At 70.7% G+C, this 20,620-nt stretch carries 19 protein-coding genes; 9 read left to right on the top strand and 10 right to left on the bottom strand.

Annotation, left to right across the window (positions count from 1 at the left end; all coding sequences use genetic code 11):
• Positions 1–4 precede the first annotated feature (4 nt).
• On the top strand, positions 5–1,126 hold the full coding sequence (locus H9Y04_RS07025) for a class I SAM-dependent methyltransferase (RefSeq protein ID WP_187812788.1): 1,122 nt from the start codon (positions 5–7) through the stop codon (positions 1,124–1,126).
• 18 nt (positions 1,127–1,144) lie between these two features.
• Here H9Y04_RS07025 and H9Y04_RS07020 read toward each other — a convergent pair whose 3' ends face one another.
• On the bottom strand, positions 1,145–1,990 hold the full coding sequence (locus H9Y04_RS07020) for a class I SAM-dependent methyltransferase (RefSeq protein WP_187812787.1): 846 nt from the start codon (positions 1,988–1,990) through the stop codon (positions 1,145–1,147).
• Between the two features lie 96 nt (positions 1,991–2,086).
• The gene (locus tag H9Y04_RS07015) at positions 2,087–3,286 is read right to left on the bottom strand and encodes a bifunctional adenosylcobinamide kinase/adenosylcobinamide-phosphate guanylyltransferase (protein WP_187812786.1); all 1,200 of its coding nucleotides are present in this window, start codon (positions 3,284–3,286) and stop codon (positions 2,087–2,089) included.
• Positions 3,287–3,400: 114 nt separating this feature from the next.
• On the opposite strand from H9Y04_RS07015, the gene H9Y04_RS07010 reads away from it, so the two are divergent.
• Entirely contained in the window at positions 3,401–3,667 is a 267-nt protein-coding gene (locus tag H9Y04_RS07010) for a hypothetical protein (RefSeq protein WP_187812785.1), read from the top strand.
• 40 nt (positions 3,668–3,707) lie between these two features.
• On the opposite strand, the gene H9Y04_RS07005 is transcribed toward H9Y04_RS07010, so the two are convergent.
• The 4 genes from H9Y04_RS07005 to H9Y04_RS06990 all read right to left on the bottom strand — a co-directional run bounded on the left by H9Y04_RS07005 (position 3,708) and on the right by H9Y04_RS06990 (position 8,176).
• Complete coding sequence (locus tag H9Y04_RS07005; protein WP_187812784.1) at positions 3,708–4,778, bottom strand: S1C family serine protease; 1,071 nt, start codon at positions 4,776–4,778, stop codon at positions 3,708–3,710.
• A 51-nt stretch (positions 4,779–4,829) separates the two neighbouring features.
• Positions 4,830–6,605 (bottom strand): ABC transporter ATP-binding protein, encoded by a 1,776-nt coding sequence (locus tag H9Y04_RS07000; protein WP_308800881.1) that lies wholly within the window; start codon positions 6,603–6,605, stop codon positions 4,830–4,832.
• Positions 6,606–6,794: 189 nt separating this feature from the next.
• Entirely contained in the window at positions 6,795–7,502 is a 708-nt protein-coding gene (locus H9Y04_RS06995; protein WP_308800909.1) for a class I SAM-dependent methyltransferase, read from the bottom strand.
• 80 nt (positions 7,503–7,582) lie between these two features.
• Positions 7,583–8,176, bottom strand: coding sequence for a DUF3043 domain-containing protein (locus tag H9Y04_RS06990; protein WP_308800880.1), 594 nt, complete (start codon positions 8,174–8,176; stop codon positions 7,583–7,585).
• Positions 8,177–8,517: 341 nt separating this feature from the next.
• On the opposite strand from H9Y04_RS06990, the gene H9Y04_RS06985 reads away from it, so the two are divergent.
• Complete coding sequence (locus H9Y04_RS06985) at positions 8,518–9,315, top strand: PspA/IM30 family protein (RefSeq protein WP_187812781.1); 798 nt, start codon at positions 8,518–8,520, stop codon at positions 9,313–9,315.
• Between the two features lie 67 nt (positions 9,316–9,382).
• Positions 9,383–9,661 carry a PspA-associated protein PspAA gene (gene pspAA, locus H9Y04_RS06980; protein WP_165335458.1) on the top strand — a complete coding sequence of 93 codons (279 nt, stop codon included), beginning with the start codon at positions 9,383–9,385 and terminating at the stop codon, positions 9,659–9,661.
• Between the two features lie 89 nt (positions 9,662–9,750).
• On the opposite strand, the gene H9Y04_RS06975 is transcribed toward pspAA, so the two are convergent.
• Entirely contained in the window at positions 9,751–10,347 is a 597-nt protein-coding gene (locus H9Y04_RS06975) for a TetR/AcrR family transcriptional regulator (protein ID WP_187812780.1), read from the bottom strand.
• A gap of 74 nt (positions 10,348–10,421) precedes the next feature.
• On the opposite strand from H9Y04_RS06975, the gene H9Y04_RS06970 reads away from it, so the two are divergent.
• The 4 genes from H9Y04_RS06970 to H9Y04_RS06955 all read left to right on the top strand — a co-directional run bounded on the left by H9Y04_RS06970 (position 10,422) and on the right by H9Y04_RS06955 (position 16,713).
• Positions 10,422–11,228: a class I SAM-dependent methyltransferase gene (locus H9Y04_RS06970; protein ID WP_187812779.1), complete on the top strand. Its 807-nt coding sequence runs from the start codon at positions 10,422–10,424 to the stop codon at positions 11,226–11,228.
• Between the two features lie 39 nt (positions 11,229–11,267).
• Complete coding sequence (locus H9Y04_RS06965; protein ID WP_308800878.1) at positions 11,268–12,539, top strand: sensor histidine kinase; 1,272 nt, start codon at positions 11,268–11,270, stop codon at positions 12,537–12,539.
• A gap of 43 nt (positions 12,540–12,582) precedes the next feature.
• Positions 12,583–13,272, top strand: a complete 690-nt coding sequence (locus tag H9Y04_RS06960) for a response regulator (RefSeq protein WP_187812778.1) — start codon at positions 12,583–12,585, stop codon at positions 13,270–13,272.
• 255 nt (positions 13,273–13,527) lie between these two features.
• Positions 13,528–16,713 carry an efflux RND transporter permease subunit gene (locus H9Y04_RS06955; RefSeq protein WP_187812777.1) on the top strand — a complete coding sequence of 1,062 codons (3,186 nt, stop codon included), beginning with the start codon at positions 13,528–13,530 and terminating at the stop codon, positions 16,711–16,713.
• Between the two features lie 69 nt (positions 16,714–16,782).
• Here H9Y04_RS06955 and nadA read toward each other — a convergent pair whose 3' ends face one another.
• Positions 16,783–17,982 carry a quinolinate synthase NadA gene (gene nadA, locus H9Y04_RS06950; RefSeq protein ID WP_438818077.1) on the bottom strand — a complete coding sequence of 400 codons (1,200 nt, stop codon included), beginning with the start codon at positions 17,980–17,982 and terminating at the stop codon, positions 16,783–16,785.
• A gap of 304 nt (positions 17,983–18,286) precedes the next feature.
• Here nadA and H9Y04_RS06945 point away from each other — a divergent pair, with 304 nt between their 5' ends.
• Positions 18,287–18,643, top strand: coding sequence for a HesB/IscA family protein (locus H9Y04_RS06945; RefSeq protein WP_187812775.1), 357 nt, complete (start codon positions 18,287–18,289; stop codon positions 18,641–18,643).
• Between the two features lie 87 nt (positions 18,644–18,730).
• Here the strand turns inward: H9Y04_RS06945 and H9Y04_RS06940 are convergent, their stop codons facing one another.
• Together H9Y04_RS06940 and H9Y04_RS06935 are read right to left on the bottom strand one after the other, a co-directional pair.
• Complete coding sequence (locus tag H9Y04_RS06940; RefSeq protein ID WP_187812774.1) at positions 18,731–20,200, bottom strand: hypothetical protein; 1,470 nt, start codon at positions 20,198–20,200, stop codon at positions 18,731–18,733.
• A 123-nt stretch (positions 20,201–20,323) separates the two neighbouring features.
• Positions 20,324–20,536, bottom strand: a complete 213-nt coding sequence (locus H9Y04_RS06935) for a hypothetical protein (protein WP_187813118.1) — start codon at positions 20,534–20,536, stop codon at positions 20,324–20,326.
• Positions 20,537–20,620 lie beyond the last annotated feature (84 nt).

Below are 20,620 nucleotides of genomic sequence, written 5' to 3'. Positions count from 1 at the left end.
CCACATGGCAACCACCGAGAGCACCGAGGCAGTTCAGGATGCGGAGAGCATCGAGGAGCACCGGGCCCGGCGCGACGCGCGGGTCGCGGCGCTGCGCCCCGCCTACCAGGCCGAGCTGGCCCTGGGCATGGACCGCCTCTTCGAGGAGCGGCGCGACACCTGCCCGTGGTGCGCGTCGAAGCGGCTCAAGGTGCGCCTGAAGACGAAGGACTTCCTGCAGGGCAAGCCCGGCACCTTCGTCCTCGAGCAGTGCGGCGACTGCCGGCACATCTTCCAGAACCCGAGCCTGAGCAAGCCCGGACTCGACTTCTACTACCGGGACTTCTACGACGGTCTCTTCGAGAAGGAGCTCGGCGCCGCCTTCGACAGCGCCAACGGCGACGACCACGAGCGCCACACGGACCGGGCCCGCGCGATGCTCACGCACCTGCGGCCCAAGCGCTGGCTCGATGTCGGCACCGCGCACGGCGAGTTCTGCTTCCAGGCCAAGAAGGTCCTGCCCGACACGTCCTTCGACGGTCTCGACGTCGGCGTGAACGTCGTCAAGGCCAAGGAGCAGGGCCGCATCGAGCGCGCCTACCAGGGCTTCCTGCCCGACCACGCGGCCTCGCTCGCCGGGCAGTACGACGCCGTGAGCATGTTCCACGTCCTGGAGCACACCGTCGACCAGCGCGCCGAACTCGAGTCCGCCCGCAAGGTGCTCAGGCCCGGCGGCCATCTGATGATCGAGGTGCCGGACCCCGAGTCGTACTTCGGACGGATCTTCGGGAAGTACTGGGTGCCGTGGTTCCAGCCCCAGCACCTGCACTTCGTGACCCTCGGCAATCTCAACCGGGCCCTGCGCGAGATGGGCTTCACCGTCGTGGCCGTGGACCGCAGGCAGCCGCACATCCCGTTCGACTTCCTGGGCTCGTTCGGGCTCTTCCTGCTGCGGCTGCTGCCGTTCCGCAACGAGCCCTGGCTGCCGAAGGCGCCGGGCCGGATGGGCAACCGGCTGTGCAAGCTGGTGTTCACGCTCGGCCTGCCCCTGATGCCCGTGCTGCACTTCCTCGACAAGGCGCTGGCCCCCCTCACGAGCCGCAGCCGCTTCTCCAACGCCTACCGGGTCATCGCCCGCAAGGACTGACCCCGGGACCCGAAGAGGTCACCGGAAACGGACGAGCGTCACCGCCGGTGCGAACGAGCGGTACACCGGGATGCGGTACTGGTGCTGGACCAGCCTGCCCAGCGCCCCGCGTCCCGGTGGCAGCCGCACCGCGCGCACCTCGGCGATCGACGGGTGGGCCGAGTGCAGCTTGGGGCGCTCGTCCGGCGCCATCGACCAGTGCATCGGCGGGATCGTCAGCTTCCCGACCTTGAGCTTCCCCTCGCGGGTCAGCTTGGTGACCCAGCGCGGCATCGAGTCGAGGATCATCACCCCGCCCGGCAGCCGCTCCGCGCACGCCGCGAGGATCTCCCGTACCTCCGCGGGCTTGAGATACATCAGCAGGCCCTGCGCGGTGACGATCACCCCGCGCGAGGGGTCCTCGATCGCGTCGAGCCAACTCAGGTCGGTCACCGACTTGGCGATGATCCGGTGCCGCGGGTGCTCGGGCAGCAGCCGCTCCCGCAGCTCCGCGCCGTCCGGCAGCTCCACGCTCAGCCAGTTCAGACGCCCGTTGTCCACGCGCCAGAAGCTGGTCTCCAGGCCCTCGCCGAGCGCCACGACGGTCGCGTCGGGCCTGCGCGCCGTGTAGTTGGCGACCGAGCGGTCGAAGCACAGCGAGCGCAGGCCCTGGGTCTGGGCGAACAGCGGATGCGGTGGGCCCAGCTTCTCCTCGAAGGGGTAGTCGAGGGTGTCGACGAGGCGGATGGCGAGCGGGTCGTGCAGCACGGCGTCGGGACGGCGGGCCTCGCAGGCCCGGTTCCACAGGGTCCACAGGAGGGTCTCGGGCACGCCGTCGAGTACGGGACGTACCCGGGCGGTCTCCGGTGCAAGGGTCTCGGTCATGCCCGACAGGCCACGCCACCCGCGCGCGAGTGGCAAGCCGACACTCACGCGGGACACCCGGGCGTACCCGCCCGGATCAGCCGCGGAGCACCAGAGTCAGCCCCGGAGCACCAGCGCCTGACCCGCGACCACGAGCAGCACATGCTCGCACTCGCTCGCGAACGCCGCGTTCAGACGGCCGAGTTCGTCGCGGAAACGCCGGCCCGAAGCGGTCGCGGGCACAACCCCCGAGCCCACCTCGTTCGACACCGCGACGACCGTACGTCTCGACTCCCTTACCGCACCGACCAGTTGGGCCACCTGCTCGCGCAGCGCCCGGTCGCCGCCGGCCGCCCACTTCGCGTCGTCCCAGGCCTCGACCTTGTCCATCGCGTCCGTCAGCCACAGCGACAGACAGTCGATGAGCAGCGGCGGCCCGTCGGCATCGAGGAGCGGGACCAGATCGCAGGTCTCCGTGGTCCGCCAGGAGCCCGGCCTGCGCTCGCGGTGCAGCCTTATCCGGTCGGCCCAGTCGGAGTCGCCGTCGCGTACGCCGCCGGTCGCCACGTACACGACCTCGGGGAAGGACTCGAGCCGCCGCTCGGCCTCCACGGACTTGCCCGAACGCGCCCCGCCGAGCACCAGCGTGCGGCGCGGCAGGTCGGGTACGGCGTGGTACTCGCCGACCACCAGCGTCGTGCCGTCCGGCACCGCGCGGGCGCCCGCCGCGGCGAGCCGGCGGTGCAACTCGGGCCCGGGCGGGGCGTCGTGGTCGAGATGGACGGCGAGCACATCCGTGGTCCCCGCCACCGCGCCACCGGCCCGCAGCTTCGCCAGGGCGTCCGGGCGGCCCACCACATCGGCCACGACCATGTCGTACGGCTCCGGCCGCTCGACCTCGCCGGCGGGCGCGGCGCCCGGCGGCAGATACAGCAGGGAACCGCCGTCGGGAGCGGTGACCTCGTACCCCGTACCGGGGTGATCGAGGGCGACCGCGCGCACCCGGTGCCCGTCGAGCAGCGCCAGTTCGCGGCCGTCCGGCACCCGGCCCGCACGCGGCAGTCCGGCCGGGTGCTCCACGGCCGGGCCGTCGTGCGGATGCGAGAGCAGCACCTGCTGCACACCGGCGAGCGAATGCCCGGCGCGGGCCGCGGCGAACGCGGCGCCCGGGGTGAGATCGAGCAGCAGCACGCCGTCCACGAGCACCGCGGTCGCCGAGCGTGCGTACGGGCCGAGCGCGCTCGCGCAGGCCGCGCAGGGGCAGTCGGGGCGGGGCAGTCCGGCCGGTGCGCCGGTGCCGAGCAGAGTCAGTTCCACAAGGCGATCCTCCCGCGTCGGTATGGGTCGTGCGCGCCCGGATAGGCTGCACATCAGCTGGGTGGCACCCTGCCACCTGCGGTCGGATGCTGAACCGGTTCTTTGGAGGCTGACATGAGCGCTTGGTTGTGGCGGTTCGAGAAGTCCGACGGCACCGAGGTCGAACCGGCGGTGGCACCCGACGAGTTCACCACACAGGGCGACGCGGAGTCCTGGATCGGCGAGCACTGGAAGGACCTGCTGGCCGGCGGTGCGGACCAAGTGCATCTCTTCGAGGACACGACGAAGATCTACGGTCCGATGAGCCTGCACGCCGAGACGGGTGCCGAAGCCGACGGCGGCTCGGGCTCCGACTCCGGCGCGGAGCAGGCGGAGGCGTGAGCCCGGGTGCGGGGGCCCAGGCCCCCGCACCCGTCCGCCGCTACATCTCGCCGAGCGTGACCTCGGCCGTCTTGCGCTCGCCGTCCCGGTCGTAGGTCACGGAGACCTTGTCGCCCGGCTTCTTCGCCGCGAGCGCCTCCGACAGCGAGGTGATCGTGGTGACGTCCGCGTCGTCGAAGCGGGTGATGATGTCGCCCGTTCCGATCCCCGCGTCGGCCGCGGCACCGTCCGGCTCGGCCTCGACCACCGCGACACCCGCAGGCTTGTAGTCGTCGCCGAGCACCGTGCGGCCCGCGATGTCCAGGGCGGCCCGTCCTGAGTCGGTGACCTCGCCGTCCTTGACGATCTGTTCGGCGACGGTCTGCACCATCGAGGCCGGGATCGCGAACCCGATGCCGGGCGCCGCGCTGTCGCCCATCCCCGGGTCGGTGGCCGCGAGCGTCGGGATGCCGACGACCTCGCCGTCGAGGTTCACCAGGGCGCCGCCGCTGTTGCCGGGGTTGATCGCCGCGGACGTCTGCACCATGTTGCCGATGGTGGCGCCCGGGCTGCCGCCGGAACGCGGCTCGCTGACAGTACGGCCGGTCGCCGACACGATGCCCTGGGTGACGCTGGAGGACAGCCCGAGCGGCGAGCCCATCGCCAGGACGATCTGGCCGACCTCGACCTTCGAGGAGTCCCCGAGCTTGGCGGGCTTGAGGCCGCTCGGCGGGTTCTCCAGCTGGATCACGGCGAGGTCCTGCTCGGGATAGCTGGAGACCAGCTTCGCCGCGAGCTCCTTGCCGCCGGTCGCGGCGGTGACCTTGAACGTCCTGCTGTCGCCCACGACATGCGCGTTGGTGACGATATGGCCCTTGTCGTCGTAGACGACACCGGATCCGAGACTGTCGCCCGCGGTGATCTGGACGACGGAGGGCAGCACGTCCTTGATCACCTCGATGTAGTCGTCCTGCAGAGCGGCCCCGTCCTTACGGGCCACCGCGGCGGCCTGTGTGGTCGATTCGGTCTCGGCGGAATCGGAGCCCGAGCCGGAGCAGCCCGCGAGGAGGGCGGCCGCGGTCAGAGGGACGGCTATCCGGGGCAGGGCACGAGAAGCACGCGTACGGTTCATATCCGGATTGTCGGCATCGCACCACCCGTTCGGCCTCCTGTGCGGGGCCGATCAGGTGGCCCCCGGCGCGGCCGAGGCCAGGAACTGGGTGGCCGCCAGCTCCCCGTACAGCGGATCGGACGCCACCAGCTCCTGATGCGTCCCCACCGCCCGCACCCGGCCCGCGTCCATCACCACGATCCGGTCGGCGAGCGTCACCGTCGACAGGCGGTGCGCCACGACCAGGACGGTCACGTCGCGGGAGATCTCGGTGACCACATCGCGCAGCGCCAGCTCGTTGACCGCGTCGAGCTGCGAGGTGGCCTCGTCGAGCAGCAGCAGCCGGGGCCTGCGGAGCAGCGCACGCGCGATCGCCACGCGCTGCCGCTCGCCGCCCGACAGCTGCGAGCCGCGATGTCCCACGAGCGAGTCGAGCCCGTCGGGGAGCCGCTCCACGAGGGCGTCCAGCTTTGCTCGTACGAGGACGTCGTGGACCTCGCCGTCGGTCGCGTCCGGCGCCCCGAAGAGCAGGTTCTCGCGCAGGGTGCCCGCGAGGACCGGGGCGTCCTGCTCCACGTAGCCGATCTGCGCGCGCAGATCGGCCAGCGGCCAGGAACGCACGTCCCTGCCGTCCACGAGGATCCGCCCGCCGCTCGCCTCGTGGAACCGCTCGATCAGCCCGAACACGGTGGTCTTGCCCGCCCCGGACGGTCCGACGAAGGCGGTCATCCCCGGCCCGGGGACCTCGAAGCTCACGCCGTGATGGACGTACGGGAGCTCCTCGCGGTAGCGGAAGCGCACGTCCTCGAAGGCGACGGAGGCGGGGGCGGCGTCGCGCGGCCCGGGGGAGCCGGCGGTCTCCTCGGTCTCCATCCGCTCGGCCTGCACGATCCGTGCGATCGCGGCCGCGCCCACCTGGTACTGCGTGGCGGCCTCGACGAGCCGCGAGACGGGATCGATCAAGTAGAAGAGAAAGAGCAGGAAGGCCACCAGCGTCGACACGGAGATCGCCCCGGACGCGACCCGCGCGCCGCCGATCCCGAGCACCGCGAGGAACGACACCTGGACGGCCAGGCCCACCGAACTCCACGCCACCGCCTGCCACTTGGCGGACCGCACGCCGTGCCGCCAGGCCTCCTGCGCGGCCTCCTCAACGGCCTTCGACTCGCGCTCCTCGGCGCCGGAGGCCTTGACCGTGCGGAAGGCGCCGAAGGCCCGTTCAAGCGCGGTGGAGATCGCGCCGACCGCCTCCTGGGCCCGTGCGGTGGCCTGCGAGATCTTCGGCATCACGAAGGTGACGGCGCCCCCGATCAGGACGATGACGCCGACGGTCACGCCGAGCAGCACGGGGTCCATCAGGCCCATGAGCACGATCGTGGCGACGGAGGTGAGCCCGCCGGAGACGGCGGAGACCACGGACTGGGTGGTGACGGCGCGCAGAAGGGTGGTGTCGGAGGTGACCCGGGACATCAGATCGCCCGGCTGTGTCCGCTCCACCTCGGATATCCGCAGCCGCAGCATCCGGCCGACGAGCGTGCGCCGCGCGGCGAGCACGACCGACTCGGCGGTCCGCTCCAGGACGTACGCGCCCACGGACTCGATGGCGGTACCGGCCACGACCAGGGCGGTGAGCAGGACCAGGACCCCGACGATCGACTCGTCACCGCCGAGCCGGTCCACGAGCGCCTTGGCGGCCAGCGGCTGGGCGAGCCCGGTCACGGCGCCGACGAGCGTGAGCAGCGCGCCGAGCGCCACGATCCAGCGGTGCGGACGGAAGTGCCGGTAGAGGGCGCGCCAGGTCTCGCGGGCGGGCAGTTTCTCCGTGCTCTGCTTCACTTGGTCGCTCACGCCCGACAGGACGCAGCACGGGCTGGTTCACCTGCCTGCTATGGGGGGACTTGGGGGCGTCAGCCTCCAAGAAGACTCACCCGTCGCGGAGCGACGGAGCGTCATCGGGGGTCCGGGGGCGTCAGCCCCCCGGCAACACCACACCGTCGCGGAGCGACGGAGCACCTCCCCTGCACGGGGACGCCGCACTCAGCCGCGTACACCGCACAAATGCATCAGGGAGGCCACCTGCCGGTACGGATCCGTGCGCCCCGCCCGCTCCTCGGCGAGCAGCAGCCGCTCGAATTCCTCGCCCGTCGGAGGTTCCGCGCCGTCCGCGGCCTGGTCCGTGAACACCCGTACGCCGTACCAGGCGTGCAGGGGCGCGCCGATGCCGGCGAGGGACGAGGTCAGGGTGGCCAGGCGGTCCGCCCGTACGGTCAGGCCGAGCCGGTTCTCGTACACGGGGGAGTCGAAGGCCGCGAGCGCGGTGTCCCACTGTCCTGCGAGGCCGGGCCGCATCGCGAGCGCGTCCGCGTTCCGTACGAGCAGCGAGAGCAGGCCGCCGGGCGCGAGCATGCGGCCGAGACCGGCGAGCAGGGCGTCGGGCTCCTCGACGTACATCAGGACGCCGTGGCAGAGCACCACGTCGAACGCGCCCGGCAGGAAGTGCACCCCGGTGTCGCGGCCGTCGCCCTGGAGCAGCCGGACCCGCTCGCGGATCCCGGCGGGCTCCGCGTCGAGCGCCGTACGGGCGGCGACCAGCATCGCCGGATCGGACTCCAGACCGGTCACCTGGTGACCGGCCCGGGCCAGGCGCAGGGCCTGGGTGCCCTGGCCCATGCCGACGTCGAGGACGCGCAGGCGCCGGCCCACGGCGAAGTGCTGGGCTATCTGCTCGTCGAGCTGACGGGCCACGAGCTCCTGGCGGACCGCGTCACGCAGTCCGCCCATGAGCTCGAGCCACTTTTCCGCACCCCCCGTGAACGACTCCGCGCTCAGGGCCGCTCTCCGCGCTTGACCTGCGGCTTCGGCAGGCGCAGGCGACGCATCTGGAGAGTACGCATCAGGGCGTAGGCGACCGCGCCGCGCTTCGGCTCGTCCGGGAAGCGCTCACGGAGCTGCTTCTTCAGACGGATGCCGATACCGATCGAGTCGATCACGATCAGGATGATCACACCGAGCCAGAGCAGCAGCGCGATGTTCTGCAGCTGCGGGTTCCGCAGCATGCTCAGGACCAGGATGATCACGGCGAGCGGCAGGAAGTACTCGGCGATGCAGAAGCGCGAGTCGACGAAGTCACGGGCGAACTTGCGCACGGGACCCTTGTCGCGGGCCGGCAAGTAGCGCTCGTCGCCGCTGGCCAGCGCCTCACGCTGCTTGGCCATGTCCGCACGGCGGGCGTCGCGCGTGCGCTTCGCCGCCTCCTTGCGGGTCATCGGCGTATTGGCCACGCTGCGGCGCTGCGACTGGGCCACGCTGCGCTTGGGAGTGGGGCGACCCTTGGGAGCCTGCGGGTCGCGGGGCGTCTGGGAGTCGACCGGCGCCTGAGCGGCGGGGGTCTTCTCATTCTTGGAGCGGCTACCGAACACGAAACCCAAGGGTACGGGGTATCGCGCATGGACCACAGCCCGCCGGGGAACGATCCGACAACGCCGGACGTCACTACAGGGACGTAAGGGTCGTACCGCACAGGGCGGCCGGGGAGGACGTCGTCGGTGGCGGGTTCGGTTCCAGGATGCGTCCCTTGCGCTTCCCTGAGAGGCACCTACTCCCTACGCCGGAGCGGGCCGGGCCGTACTTCGTCCTTGGGGAGGAGCGCATCCGCACACGAACAGTGCGGTAATGGAGGCAGGGCCCGTAGGCTGGGTCCTGTCGCAGTGCTGGAGCTGGACAACGGCTGGATCAGTCAAGAAGGGGGCGCGCGAAGCCCATGAGCGGTGTCATGAAGCGTATGGGGATGATCTTCCGCGCGAAGGCGAACAAGGCCCTGGACCGGGCCGAGGACCCGCGCGAGACCCTCGATTACTCGTACCAGAAGCAGCTGGAGCTGCTGCAGAAGGTGCGCCGCGGCGTCGCCGATGTGGCGACCAGCCGCAAGCGCCTCGAACTGCAGCTCAATCAGCTGCAGTCGCAGTCCTCCAAGCTGGAGGACCAGGGACGCAAGGCGCTCGCGCTCGGCCGTGAGGACCTGGCGCGCGAGGCCCTGTCCCGCCGTGCCGCGCTGCAGCAGCAGGTCACGGACCTGGAGACGCAGCACCAGACGCTGCAGGGCGAGGAGGAGAAGCTCACGCTCGCCGCCCAGCGTCTGCAGGCCAAGGTGGACGCCTTCCGTACGAAGAAGGAGACCATCAAGGCCACCTACACCGCGGCCCAGGCGCAGACGCGTATCGCTGAGTCCTTCTCGGGCATCTCCGAGGAGATGAGCGATGTCGGCACCGCCATCCAGCGCGCCGAGGACAAGACCGCGCAGCTGCAGGCCCGCGCCGGCGCCATCGACGAGCTGCTCGCCTCGGGCGCCCTGGACGACGCCTCGGGCCTGGCCCGCGACGACATCCAGTCCGAGCTCGACCGGCTCTCGGGCGGTACGGACGTGGAGCTGGAGCTCGCCCGTATGAAGGCCGAGCTGGCCAGCGGCAGCACGCCGCAGCAGCAGGCCATCGAGGGCGGCAATGGTGCGCAGACCCAGGCGCAGCAGCCCCAGGACACGCCGCGCTTCGACAAGCAGTAGACAGCCCCGCCCTCAGCACCAGGCCTCGGGACCTCTTCGAAGGATCAGGGATCAGAAGGAGAGCGACATGATCGTACGGATCATGGGGGAGGGGCAGGTGAAGCTGGCCGACAGCCACTTCACCGAGCTGAACAAGCTGGACGACGAACTGCTCGAGGAGATGGAGAACGGCGACGGCCCCGGCTTCCGCCGTACTCTGCACGCCCTCCTCGACAAGGTGCGCGAACTGGGCGAACCGCTCCCTGACGACGCACTCGAACCCTCGGAGCTGATCCTGCCTCCGCCGGACGCGAGCCTCGAAGAGGTCCGCGAGATGCTCAGCGACGACGGCCTGATCCCGGGCTGAGCCCGGATCGGACCGCCACTCCAGGCACTGCTGTCACAGGTGCCCCGTACTTCCGCCGTGTCGGCGGTGGGTGCGGGGCACCTGTGCGTTCAGGGGGTCCACCGCACCACTGGGCCGATCACGGTCGACACCACCCGGGCCACGTCGCCCTCCGCGGGCTGCCCGCTGTGGCGGTCCGCGAAGATCAGATGTCCGGCGCCGACGAGGGTGGGGGCGAGGACGCTTACATCGGCCTCGGCGGCGATCCGGCCGTACTCCTGCTCGGCCGTGAGATACGAGGCGATCATCTCCGTCGCCTCGCTCAGGAGCGGCACTCCGCTCGGCGTCGACGCGCGCAGCCGCGCCCGCAGCACATCGCGCGAGGTGATCAGCCCGACCAGCGCGACGGCCACGGACCCGAACACCTCGGTGAGCGCCCCGGCCAGGTTCGCCGTGACACCGCCGGTCCCCGCGGACTCCCACAGCTCGTGCGCCTGCAGCCGCACCCGCACGATCCGGTTCCGTACGAGCTCGGCGAGGAATTCGTCGAAGTCGGCGAAGTGCCGGTGCAGAACACCCTTGGCGCACCCCGCCTCGGTGGTGACGGCCCGGCTGGTCAGGGCGCTGGGGCCGTCCCGGAGCAGTACACGCTCGGCGGCCGCGAAGAGCTGCTCGCGAACGTCCCTGATGGCGACGCCGGTTGGCACGGGCGTGAGTCCTCTCCGGTAGGGGTCCGCTCGCATTCTTGTCGAGTGGGCATGCGCCCACTTAAGGTGGGCGCATGCCCACTATCCCTGCCGGTGAGCCCCATCGCCAACGACGGATGGCCGAGTCCTTCGGTACGGATGCGGCCCGCTACGACCGCGCCCGCCCCCACTACCCGGACGCGCTGATCGACCGCATCGTCGACCTCGGCCCCGGCCCCGACCTGCTCGACGTCGGCTGCGGCACGGGGATCGCGGCCCGGCAGCTGCGGGCGGCGGGCTGCACGGTCCTCGGTGTCGAGCCGGACGCCCGCATGGCCGCCTACGCCCACGAGCGGTACGGGCTCGACGTGGAAGTGGCCCGCTTCGAGGACTGGCAGAGCGCGGACCGTACCTTCGACGCGGTCGTCTCCGGCCAGGCCTGGCACTGGATCGACCCCGTCGCGGGCGCGGCGAAGGCGGCGCGCGTGCTGCGCCCCGGCGGCCGGCTCTCCCTCTTCTGGAACGTCTTCCGGCTGCCGGCCCCCGTCGCCGACGCCCTGGTCGCGGCCTGCCGCGAGGTGCTGCCGGACGCGCCCTTCGACCTGAGCGCCCTGGGGGGTCAGCAGGCGGACGCGTATACGCCAATTCTGGGGAAGGTTTCCCAAGGTCTTGTGGAGGCGGGCGGCTTCGGTACCCCCGTGGAGTGGACCTGCAGCTGGTCACGGGACCGCACCCGCGACGAGTACCTCGACGAGTTCCCCACCTCGGGTGCGGCCGCCCGTCTTGCGCCCCAAGGCCTGGCCCTCGTCCTCGACCGGGTGGGCGCGGCGATCGACGCGCTCGGCGGCTCGTTCACCATGGCCTATACGACGGTGGAGCTCTCCGCGGTCCGTCGCCCGTGACGGATCCGCGGGCGGAGAACACCCGGTACCGTTCCCGAAGTGACCTCCCTCGCCCGCATCCGAGACTGGCTGATGGCCCACCCGCTGGCCTTCGACGCCGCACTGGCCGTCGCCGTCCTCGCCTGCATGGTCACCGCGTCCTTCGTGGAGCCCTACGGCGTGCACGGCCCGCACTTCGGCCGCGCCCCGGAGGCGATCAGCGTCGTCCTGATGGTGGCGAGCGCGGGTGCCCTGGTGTTCCGGCGGCGCGCACCGCTGCTCGTGCTCATCCTCACCGTGGCCGCCACGCTCGTGGAGCTGACCACCGGCGATCAGCGCGCACCCGTGATGATGGCGGTCGTCATCGCCCTGTTCACCGTGGCGTCCATGACGGACCGCCCCACGACCTGGCGGTTCGCGCTGCCCATCATGGCGGTCATGACGGCGGCGGCGATGCTCACGAGCAAGCTGCCCTGGTACGCGCAGGAGAACCTCGGCGTCGTCGCCTGGTCCGGCCTCGCGGCCGCCGCCGGTGACGCGCTGCGCAGCCGGCGCGCCTTCATCGACGCGATAAGGGAACGGGCCGAGCGCGCCGAGCGCACCCGCGAGCAGGAGGCCCTGCGCCGCGTGGCCGAGGAGCGGCTCCGTATCGCCCGCGACCTCCATGACGTCGTCGCCCACCACATCGCCCTGGTCAATGTGCAGGCCGGCGTCGCCTCGCACGTCATGGACAAGCGGCCCGACCAGGCCAAGGAGGCCCTCGCCCACGTCCGCGAGGCCAGCCGCTCCGCGCTGAACGAACTGCGGGCCACCGTCGGCCTGTTGCGGCAGTCCGGCGACCCCGAGGCACCCACCGAGCCGGCCCCGGGCCTGGCCCGGCTCGACGATCTGCTCGACACCTTCCGCGCCGCCGGGCTCCCCGTGGAACTGGTGCACAACGACAACGGCGAGCAGCTGCAGGCCGCCGTCGACCTGGCCGCGTACCGGATCATCCAGGAGGCCCTCACCAATGTGCAGAAGCACGCGGGCATGGGCGCCAAGGCCGAGGTCAGCGTGTTGCGCGTGAGCCGCAACCTGGAGATCACCGTGCTCGACAACGGCGGTACGGGGAGGGGTGCGGACACCGGTGCCGGCGCGTCGGTGGACGAGGACGACAAGCCGAGCCCCACGCCCGAAGGCGGCCACGGCCTCATCGGGATGCGCGAGCGGGTCTCCGCACTCGGCGGCACCTGCACCACCGGCCCCCGCTACGGAGGCGGTTTCCGCGTCCATGCGATCCTGCCTCTGAGCACCGGGGCCCAGACCCAGGCGCGTTCCCGCACGTGCGGGTGAGCGCCGCGGTGTGCCACGCAAGATCCCGTACGGGGGAGACCTCATGACCATCCGTGTCCTGCTCGCCGACGACCAGGCCCTGCTGCGCAGCGCGTTCAAGGTCCTTGTCGACTCCGAGCCCGATATGGAGGTCGTGGGCGAGGCCTCCGACGGCGCCGAGGCCGTGGCGCTCGCGCGCTCCGAGCGGGCCGACGTGGTCCTGATGGACATCCGGATGCCCGGTACGGACGGTCTCGCGGCGACCCGGACGATCAGCGAGGACCCCGAACTCACCCACGTCCACGTGGTGATGCTCACCACCTTCGAGGTCGACGAGTACGTGGTGCAGTCCCTGCGGGCCGGCGCGTCCGGCTTCCTCGGCAAGGGCTCCGAGCCCGAGGAGCTGCTCAACGCGATCCGGGTCGCCGCGGGCGGCGATGCGCTGCTCTCGCCGGTCGCGACCAAGGGCCTGATCGCCAAATTCCTTGCCCAGGGCGGCAGTTCCGACGACGACGGCAGCGAGGGCGGTGCGCACGCCGAGCGTCTCGCACAGCTCACCAGCCGGGAGCGGGAAGTGCTCGTGCAGGTCGCGGGCGGCCTGTCCAACGACGAGATCGCCGAGCGGCTCAGCGTCAGCCCGCTCACCGTGAAGACCCACGTGAACCGCGCGATGGCCAAGCTCGGCGCCCGCGACCGCGCCCAACTCGTCGTCATCGCCTACGAATCCGGACTTGTCCGGCCGAAGGTCGACTGAACGGTCAGGCGAACCGGGACGATCCGGATCCCGTACCTCCGAGGTCGGAGCGCCCCTACTGCGCCCGCAGTATGCGCCGTATAAGGAAACGGGTCCGCGGGGCGAGGAATCGGCTCCCGCGATGGCTGATCGTGTAGGCGGGCAGCACCTGCGTCCGGTCGGCAACCGGCGACAGGGCCACGCGTGCTCGCCCGGGCAGCACCCCCGAGTGCCCGCCCGCCTGCCGCATACGCCAGCAAAGGAAGTCCCCATCCCATGACCTGGCTGTCCAGATTCAGCCTTGCCCAACGGGCCCTGATCGGCCTGGTGTCGATCGTCGCGCTGGCCTTCGGCGCCATCGCCATTCCCCAGTTGAAGCAGCAGCTCCTGCCCTCCATCGAACTGCCGATGGTCTCGGTGATCGCCCCGTACCAGGGCGCCTCTCCCGATGTGGTCGAGAAGCAGGTCGTCGAGCCGCTCGAGGACTCCCTCGAAGCCGTCGACGGCATCAAGTCCGTCACGTCCACCGCCAGCGAGGGCAACGCCCTCCTGATGGCCTCCTTCGACTACGGCGACGGCTCCAAGCAGCTCGTCGCCGATGTCCAGCAGGCCGTCAACCGCGCCCGCGCCCAGCTGCCCGACGATGTCGACCCGCAGGTCGTCGCCGGTTCCACCGACGACATCCCGACCGTGGTGCTCGCCGCGTCCGCCGAGGGCAAGGACCAGCAGGCGCTCGCCGACGACCTCGACCGCTCGGTCGTGCCGGTCCTCGAAGGCATCGACGGCGTGGCCCAGGTGGCCGTCGACGGCGTCCGCGACCTCGAGGTCTCCGTCACACCCGACGACGCGAAGCTGGCCAAGGCGGGTCTGACCTCGGCCTCGCTCGTGAAGGCCCTGCAGGCGGGCGGCGCCACGATGCCGGCCGGCTCCTTCGACGAGGGCGGCAAGAACCGCACCGTCCAGGTCGGCGGCGGCTTCTCCTCCCTGGAGCAGATCGAGAACCTGATGGTCACCGGCGACCCGGCCCAGGCCGCGCCGGGCAAGAAGGCCCCGAAGCCCGTACGTCTCGCGGAGGTCGCCGAGGTCGAGGAGACCGAGGCCAAGGCCGACTCCCTGACCCGTACGAACGGTGAGCCGAGCCTCGCGATCGTGCTCACCATGGACCAGGACGGCTCCGCGGTCGCGATCTCCAAGGCTGTCGAGGACGAACTGCCGTCCCTGCGCAAGGACTTGGGCGTGGGCGCGGACCTGACGGTCGTCTCCGACCAGGGCCCGGCGGTCGAGAAGTCCATCTCCAGCCTCACCACCGAGGGCGCGCTCGGACTCGCCTTCGCGGTCGTCGTGATCCTGGTCTTCCTCGCGTCCCTGCGCTCCACCCTGGTCACCGCGGTCTCGATCCCGCTGTCCGTGGTGCTCGCGCTGATCGTCCTGTGGACGCGCGACCTCTCGCTCAACATGCTCACGCTCGGCGCGCTCACCATCGCCATCGGCCGCGTCGTGGACGACTCGATCGTGGTCCTGGAGAACATCAAGCGCCATCTCACCTACGGCGAGGAGCGCAAGGACGCCATCCTCAACGCGGTGCGCGAGGTCTCGGGCGCCGTCACCTCCTCCACGCTCACCACGGTCGCGGTCTTCCTGCCGATCGGCCTGGTCGGCGGCATGGTGGGCGAACTGTTCGGCTCCTTCTCGCTGACGGTCACGGCGGCCCTGCTCGCGTCCCTGGTCGTTTCCCTGACGGTCGTGCCGGTCCTGTCGTTCTGGTTCCTGCGCGCGCCCAAGGGCACGTCCACGGACCCGGAGGAGGCCCGCCGCGCCGCCGAGGAGAAGGAGGCCAAGAGCGTTCTGCAGCGGATCTACGTCCCGGTCCTGCGCTTCGCGACCCGCCGCCGGCTCACCAGCGTGTTCCTCGCGATCGTGGTCCTGGTCGGCACCTTCGGCCTGGCCCCGATGCTGAAGACCAACTTCTTCGACCAGGGCGAGCAGAAGGTCCTCTCCATCAAGCAGGAGCTGGAGCCCGGCACCAGCCTCGCCGCGACCGACGAGGCCACGAAGAAGATCGAGCAGGTCCTCGACAGCGTGGACGAGGTCAAGGACCACCAGGTCACGGTCGGTTCCTCCGGCTGGCTCGCGGCCTTCGGCGGCGGCACGGACACCAACCAGGCCTCGTACCAGGTCACTTTGACCGACGACGCCTCGTACGAGGAGACGCGCGACAAGATCGACGCGCGGCTCGCGGACCTCGACGGCATCGGCGACACCCGGATCGCGGCCGGCGACGGCTTCGCGAACCAGGACCTGAGCGTGGTCGTGAAGGCCGCCGACGCGGAGGTCCTCGACCAGGCTGCCGAGCAGGTGCGGGCCGAGGTCGCGAAGCTCGACGACGTCACCGACGTCCAGAGCGACCTGGCCCAGTCCGTCCCGCGGATCTCGGTCCGGGCGGGCGACAAGGCCGCGGCGGCCGGTTTCGACGACGCCACCCTCGGCCAGATCGTCGCCCAGTCCGTCCGCGGCACCCCGAGCACCAAGGCGATCCTGGACGACACCGAGCGCGACGTCCTGGTGAAGTCGGCCAAGCCCGTGACCACCGTGGACGAGCTGAAGCAGCTGAACCTCGGCCGTGTGAAGCTCGGTGACATCGCCGAGGTGAAGGTCGTCGACGGGCCCGTCTCGATGACCCGTATCGACGGCTCGCGCGCGGCCACCATCACGGCCAAGCCGACCGGCGACAACACGGGTGCGGTCAGCGCCTCGCTCCAGACGAAGCTGAACCAGCTGGAGAAGGAGCTCCCCGACGGCGCCACGGTCGCCATCGGCGGTGTCTCCGAGGACCAGGACGAGGCCTTCGCCTCGCTCGGCCTGGCGATGCTCGCGGCGATCGCGATCGTCTTCATGCTCCTGGTGGCGACCTTCAAGTCCCTTGCCCAGCCGCTGATCCTGCTTGTCTCCATCCCGTTCGCGGCCACCGGCGCGATCGGCCTGCTGATTGCCACGGACACCCCGATGGGTGTCCCGGCCCTGATCGGCATGCTGATGCTCATCGGCATCGTGGTGACCAACGCGATCGTCCTCATCGACCTGATCAACCAGTACCGGGCCCAGGGCCTGGGCGTGGTCGAGTCGGTCATCGAGGGCGGCCGGCACCGGCTGCGCCCGATCCTGATGACGGCGCTCGCCACGATCTTCGCCCTGCTGCCGATGGCGGCGGGCGTCACCGGCGAGGGCGGCTTCATCGGCCAGCCGCTCGCCATCGTGGTGATCGGCGGTCTGCTCAGCTCGACGCTCCTGACCCTGCTGCTCGTGCCGACGCTGTACGCGATGCTCGAGCTGCGCAAGGAACGGCGGGCCGGGAAGAAGGCGGCCAAGCGCGCCAAGAAGGACAAGGACGCGCAGCGGGACAAGGACATCCCGCAGCAGCCCACGGACACCGACGCGGCCGTCCTGGACACGCTGGACATCTGATCCGTACGACATAGCAAGGGCGCCCCGCAGATCTGCGGGGCGCCCTTCGCGCGTGCGGGACGGAAACGGCTACGGCAGCGCGAGCATCCGCTCGAGCGCGAGCTTCGCGAAGCTCTCCGTCTCCTTGTCGACCTGGATCCGGTTGACGAGCTTGCCGTCCGCGAGGGACTCGAGCGCCCAGACGAGGTGCGGCAGGTCGATCCGGTTCATGGTCGAGCAGAAGCAGACCGTCTTGTCGAGGAAGACCACTTCCTTGTCCTCGGCCGCGAAGCGGTTGGCGAGGCGGCGCACCAGGTTGAGCTCGGTGCCGATGGCCCACTTGGAGCCGGCGGGCGCCGCCTCCAGGGTCTTGATGATGTACTCCGTCGAACCCACGAAGTCCGCGGCGGCCACGACCTCGTGCTTGCACTCGGGGTGCACCAGGACGTTGACGCCCGGGATGCGCTCGCGCACGTCGTTCACGCTGTCGAGGCTGAAGCGGCCGTGCACCGAGCAGTGCCCGCGCCACAGGATCATCTTGGCCTCGCGCAGCTCTTCGGCGGTCAGGCCGCCGTTCGGCTTGTGCGGGTTGTAGACGACACAGTCGTCGAGGGACATCCCCATGTCGCGTACGGCAGTGTTGCGGCCGAGGTGCTGGTCCGGCAGGAAGAGCACCTTCTCGCCCTGCTCGAAGGCCCAGTCGAGGGCCTTCTTCGCGTTGGACGAGGTGCAGATGGTGCCGCCGTGCTTGCCGGTGAAGGCCTTGATGTCGGCGGAGGAGTTCATGTAGCTGACCGGCACGACCTGCTCGGCTATACCGGCCTCGGTCAGCACGTCCCAGCACTCGGCGACCTGCTCGGCGGTGGCCATGTCGGCCATCGAGCAGCCCGCGGCGAGGTCGGGAAGCACGACCTTCTGGTCGTCGCCGGTCAGGATGTCGGCGGACTCGGCCATGAAGTGCACACCGCAGAACACGATGTACTCGGCCTCCGGCTTGGCCGCGGCGTCACGCGCGAGCTTGAAGGAGTCACCGGTGACATCGGCGAACTGGATGACCTCGTCGCGCTGGTAGTGGTGCCCGAGCACGAACACCTTGTCGCCGAGCTTCTCCTTGGCGACGCGCGCACGCTCGACCAGGTCCGGGTCGGACGGGGAGGGCAGGTCGCCGGGGCAGTCCACACCGCGCTCGCTCTTGGGGTCGGCTTCGCGGCCGAGCAGCAGCAGGGCGAGCGGAGTCGGCTGCGGCTCAAAGCTGTGGGCAAGGTCCTGGGCCGTGGTCACGTCACGCACCCTTTCTTCTTCCGGCGGGCAGAGCCCACCGTCCGGGCCTGCTTTTCGTCGAATTGACGCTATCTATCATAACCGCTTCACGTCAGATTGACGATGCCTGATGTCGTCGATGTGACGCATTCCCCTCATGTCCCGGGGACCGGCCTCCGGACCGACCCGTGCCCCGCACCCGCCCGGTGTGCGAGCATGAAGAGACACGCGCGGCCGCACGCCGGAAATCCGCCCCTCGGGCGGGGAATGATTCGGCGCCCACCGGGGTTGGCCGAAGCGGAAGCAGTCTCCGTACTACCCGGGAGAGATGTAGATGTCCGTTCAGGACGAGAAGACCACCGTGAGCGACGGCATTCTCCTGTCCGACGCCGCCGCCTCCAAGGTCAAGGCTCTGCTCGACCAGGAAGGCCGTGATGACCTGGCGCTGCGTGTCGCGGTCCAGCCCGGTGGCTGCTCCGGTCTGCGCTACCAGCTGTTCTTCGACGAGCGTTCCCTCGACGGCGATGTCGTCAAGGACTTCGACGGCGTGAAGGTCGTCACCGACCGCATGAGCGCCCCGTACCTGGGCGGCGCCTCGATCGACTTCGTCGACACCATCGAGAAGCAGGGCTTCACGATCGACAACCCCAACGCCACGGGCTCCTGCGCCTGCGGCGACTCGTTCAGCTAATCCTGAACCCCCAGCAGCAACGCGAAGGGCGGCATCCCGTACGTACGGGATGCCGCCCTTCGCGTATCCGAAGACCAGGCCCGGGAACTACTTCGCCGGAATCCGCGCGCCGTCGGTCCCGACCACCTCGCGCCCGCCGAGCGGCTTCTCCAGCTGCACGGTCTCCTTGAGCTCCTTGGCGATCATGATGCAGTACTTGCCCGGCTCCTGCGGCGTCTCGGTCACGGTCACCTCGACCTTGCCGCCGCTCTCCTTCGCCGAGGCGGAGTAGTCACTGCAGACGCCGCCCCAGAAGTGCACCGTCAGCGTCCGGTCCGATGCGCTGTACGACTCGACCCGCACGCTCCGCGGCTGCGTGGCCCCGTCCGAGGGCTTGTCCGGCTCAGGCTCCGGCTCCGGAGTCGCCGGCGCCTCCGTGCCCGTCGGCTCCTCGGGTGACACCGGCGCGGGGGAGTGCAGGAACCGCTTCTCGACCGCCGGATGCGTCACGGTCACCGGCTCCGCACCCGCCTGCGCCACGGAGAACAGCCAGGACGGGACGAGCACCTGCCGCCCCTTCTCGTGATACGCGGCAAGCCCGAGCACCGCGGACCCCACCGTCACCTGCTGCGGCTTGGGCGGCTTCGGCTGCGCGCCCGGATCGCACGGCTGCTGCGGCTCGCCGACGGTGAGATCGTCCTCATGCGGTACGGCGCTGGCGCAGCCTCCGATGTTCCCGGGTGCCACACCCGCCGGTGCCGCGTTGAGCTGTTTCAGCGCGGCCTCGGCACTGATCACGGGATACGCGTCACCCTTGACCGGCTTCGCCAACTGCCCGCTCGCACCGGCTACTTCACCGTCGGGCCCGACCTGGATGCCGGTCGAGATCCCGTACGTGGGCAGCCCGCCCACGACCGGATCGGCGTTGACCACCCGTACCGGACCCATCGTCTGCCGCGCGTCCAGCTTCGCGTCGTCCTGCCCGATCGCCTTGAGCACGGGAGCGGCCGCTGCCTTCGCCGTCTTCTCGTCGACCGACGGCAGCCCGCTGAGCCCGGACGACCCGATGGGCTTGTCGCAGCCGCCCTCGCGGGGGCAGGTCTCGGGGTCGTTCACCAGCGGCGCATACGTCCAGGTGCCCGGCGCCTGCTTGATCACCGTGAGCAGCGGAGCGTTCTTGCCCGTGCCGACCCGCCACTCGGCACCCTGCGAGGTCACCTCGCCGGGCACCTTCAACGCGTCGGCCAGCGCCGCCACCTGTTCCTTCGACACCTCGCCCGAAGCCCGGTACACGGGCACGGACTCCGGCGCCTTCGGCAGCTCGCCCTCGGCGGTGAACCGCACACCGCCCGGCGCCGGCTCACCCGGGGCGATGCCCGGCGTATAGCCGTCGAGGGTCAGCGGGGGAGGAGTGCCGTCACCGCCGGGCGCACCGGCATCACCACGCGAGCCCTCGGACGAACTGGCCGCCAGATACGCACCGCCACCGCCCGCGAGCAGCACGGCCGCCGCGACCGAGGCCACCACCAGGCGCGACGTCCGCCTGCCGGATTCCTCACTTATGCCATCGGTGCTCACGACGTAACTCCTTCACCAGGGCCGGGCATCCCGAACCGTATGCCGACTCCCCACAAGGGGGGATCGACAGTGGGACGGCCCGAGGGAGTGTTCGGTTCCCTGGCGGACAACCGGACCGGGCGCTCAGTCCCCGTAATCGGACATCGCGTCCAGCATCCGCGCGGACGCCGGTGGCACGACGATCCCATGGATCCGCGAGGGCGGCACGGGAGAGGCGAGGGAGGCCTGGGGCGCTGCCCAGTGCGGCACCATCCGGGCGCAGTCCCCCTGCAGCTGCTGCAGCGTGAAGTCCTGGGAGGCGGGGAGGAGCGGCGCGGGCGCCGTGTGCTTCGACATATCCGCACCGTACGCACGGCGGGCCCACCAGAAAAACCCCTACTTTCCGGTAATTTCGGCAAGTCTTCGCAGGCAGGAGCTTCT

Origin of the sequence: Streptomyces polyasparticus, from assembly GCF_014493765.1 — a bacterium.
In the GTDB taxonomy this organism is placed as follows: domain Bacteria; phylum Actinomycetota; class Actinomycetes; order Streptomycetales; family Streptomycetaceae; genus Streptomyces; species Streptomyces polyasparticus.
Note: the sequence above shows the minus strand (reverse complement) of the source record. Positions and strands in the feature narration are given on the sequence as shown.

Coding starts and splice junctions, on each gene's coding strand:
- pspAA (WP_165335458.1), top strand. CDS start 9,383: ATGATCGTACGGATCATGGGGGAGGGGCAGGTGAAGCTGGCCGACAGC.
- H9Y04_RS06985 (WP_187812781.1), top strand. CDS start 8,518: ATGAGCGGTGTCATGAAGCGTATGGGGATGATCTTCCGCGCGAAGGCG.
- H9Y04_RS07020 (WP_187812787.1), bottom strand. CDS start 1,990: ATGACCGAGACCCTTGCACCGGAGACCGCCCGGGTACGTCCCGTACTC.
- H9Y04_RS06960 (WP_187812778.1), top strand. CDS start 12,583: ATGACCATCCGTGTCCTGCTCGCCGACGACCAGGCCCTGCTGCGCAGC.
- H9Y04_RS06955 (WP_187812777.1), top strand. CDS start 13,528: ATGACCTGGCTGTCCAGATTCAGCCTTGCCCAACGGGCCCTGATCGGC.
- H9Y04_RS07005 (WP_187812784.1), bottom strand. CDS start 4,778: ATGAACCGTACGCGTGCTTCTCGTGCCCTGCCCCGGATAGCCGTCCCT.
- H9Y04_RS07010 (WP_187812785.1), top strand. CDS start 3,401: ATGAGCGCTTGGTTGTGGCGGTTCGAGAAGTCCGACGGCACCGAGGTC.
- H9Y04_RS06935 (WP_187813118.1), bottom strand. CDS start 20,536: ATGTCGAAGCACACGGCGCCCGCGCCGCTCCTCCCCGCCTCCCAGGAC.
- H9Y04_RS06970 (WP_187812779.1), top strand. CDS start 10,422: ATGCCCACTATCCCTGCCGGTGAGCCCCATCGCCAACGACGGATGGCC.
- H9Y04_RS06945 (WP_187812775.1), top strand. CDS start 18,287: ATGTCCGTTCAGGACGAGAAGACCACCGTGAGCGACGGCATTCTCCTG.
- H9Y04_RS07025 (WP_187812788.1), top strand. CDS start 5: ATGGCAACCACCGAGAGCACCGAGGCAGTTCAGGATGCGGAGAGCATC.